Raw genomic sequence first — 1,754 nt, 5'->3', positions numbered from 1 at the left:
GCCTCCTGCCCCAGCCCGCCGGCTGATCCTCAGTTCAGCACCCCGGCTGAATACGTACGCTCGTGGTTCTGCTCGTCGCGCGTCACCGAGAAGAAGCAGCGGCGCACCGGGTCCTCCTCGTGGGCTTCATACGTCTTGATGAAGGCGGCGGCGAAGACCGGGGGCGCCGACGCGTCGAAGACCGACAGCAGCGTCCACCAGTAGGCGATCGCCTCGCGCTCCTCCCAGGAGTAGCGCGACGCATCGAAGGTGTCCCAGGGCAGCTTCTTGGGGTCCCAGTACTCGCGCTGCGAGGCGTCCCAGACTTCCTCGAGCTTGGCGGTGTGCGCATGCCAGGACAGCGGGTAGACGTTGGGCTGCTCGGTGGCAGGCGGGAATTCGCAAGTCTTCGCGATACGGTCGTGATGTCCCATGTTGCTCCTTTGGTGGGGTGTGCCGGCGCGCGACGGGGTGCGCGCTTCTCGTCCTGTGTGTTCGCGTCACAGGTGGAGCTCATGATGCGGTTATCGCGTGCCGACCGTTTAGCCTGTATCAAATTGACCGAAAGTAAGGCGCAAATTCCCGACCGAACGGTCGGCGAAAGGGGTCAGCTGCGCGGCAGACCGCCGAAGCGCTCGAAGAAGGCGTCGGAGAGCGGCGGTGCGGGATGGCCGTCGTCGCCGCGCAGGCGTTCGGCGAGATGGGCCTCCGCGGGCGCGTGCAGCCGGCGGTACAGCGACGCGCACAGCGCATAGGCCGCTTCGCCCGGCCAGTCGGCGTCGAGCAGCGCCGGCGGCAGCTGCGGGTCGTCGAGCAGCGCGCGGCGGAACTGGTGAACCAGCAGCGTGCGCATCACGAAGGCCTGCCCGGGCTCGGGCGAGTGCCCGCTCGGCAGCAGCTTCTGCACGCGCTCGAAGCGGGCGATGAAGCGTCGGTAGGCCTCGGCCACCGGTGCCAGCGTCCAGGCCTCGCGCAGCCTGTCGGCAAGGCCGGGCACGCCGCTCAGCGCGAGGTCGCGCGCCTGCAGCACCATGACGGCGGGCGCGAGCCCGAGCCGCTCCAGCACCTCGGCGAGCACGCGCGGCTCGGCCGCCGGGTGGGCGAGCACGCCCGGCGCGGCGGGGACGAAGCCGAGCCACTGCAGCTCGTGCCGCAGCGCGGCGCGCTGCGACGCCTCCAGCTCGGCCGGCGAGAACAGCACCAGCGTCCAGTGATCGGGCCAGGCGGTGCGCGGCGGCGCGTAGATGCGGCGACTGGCGCCGTCGAAGCGCCGCGCGCCGCTGTCGGTGAGGCGGTAGGCGCTGAGCCGGCCGTGACGCTCGGCCTCGAGCCAGCCCTCGGCGGCGAGGCGGAAGACGCCGGTGCGCACGAGGCGCTCGTTGATGCCGAAGGGCGCGAGCAGCTCGGCCAGCGACTTCAGCCAGATCCGCCCGCCGCGCGGCGCAACGGCGTCGCCGAACACGGTGGCGATGACCGAGCGTGCGCGCAACTCCTCCTGCGAGAGGCAGTCGCGGATCCAGGTGTCGATGGGCGAGGCGGGCATGGCGGCGCGCAAGTCTACCGACTGCGCGCCGCGCGCCGCCGCCATGCTGCCTTCGGTTTCGCGGGAGGAGGGCGCCTGCGGGTCGGTCCGGCTCGGAATCCCCGGAAAACCTTCGACGTTGAGTGAGGGGCTCCACCCGTCCGGTGCGCCCGCTCCTGCGCATCGCCCCGTACGCGGCTCTGTTGCACAAATGGCGGTGCTGTCGGTTAGGGCGCGGCGCTTGACAGCCTCG

General features: G+C 71.3%; 2 protein-coding genes. Both read right to left on the bottom strand.

Features of this window, described 5'->3' with window-relative positions; genetic code table 11:
- Positions 1-29: 29 nt before the first annotated feature.
- A complete protein-coding gene (locus tag D3A59_RS24815) occupies positions 30-413 on the bottom strand; it encodes a hypothetical protein (RefSeq protein ID WP_205665275.1) in 384 nt (127 codons plus the stop codon).
- 173 nt (positions 414-586) lie between these two features.
- Positions 587-1,522 (bottom strand): phenylacetic acid degradation operon negative regulatory protein PaaX, encoded by a 936-nt coding sequence (paaX, locus tag D3A59_RS24810; RefSeq protein ID WP_157991709.1) that lies wholly within the window; start codon positions 1,520-1,522, stop codon positions 587-589.
- Between the last annotated feature and the right edge of the window lie 232 nt (positions 1,523-1,754).

The sequence above is a fragment of the Caldimonas tepidiphila genome, assembly GCF_003569765.1.
In the GTDB taxonomy this organism is placed as follows: domain Bacteria; phylum Pseudomonadota; class Gammaproteobacteria; order Burkholderiales; family Burkholderiaceae_C; genus Caldimonas; species Caldimonas tepidiphila.
The sequence above is the reverse complement of the archived record's forward strand: the minus strand, read 5'-3'. Positions and strand labels throughout refer to the sequence as shown.

Coding starts and splice junctions, on each gene's coding strand:
- D3A59_RS24815 (WP_205665275.1), bottom strand. CDS start 413: ATGGGACATCACGACCGTATCGCGAAGACTTGCGAATTCCCGCCTGCC.
- paaX (WP_157991709.1), bottom strand. CDS start 1,522: ATGCCCGCCTCGCCCATCGACACCTGGATCCGCGACTGCCTCTCGCAG.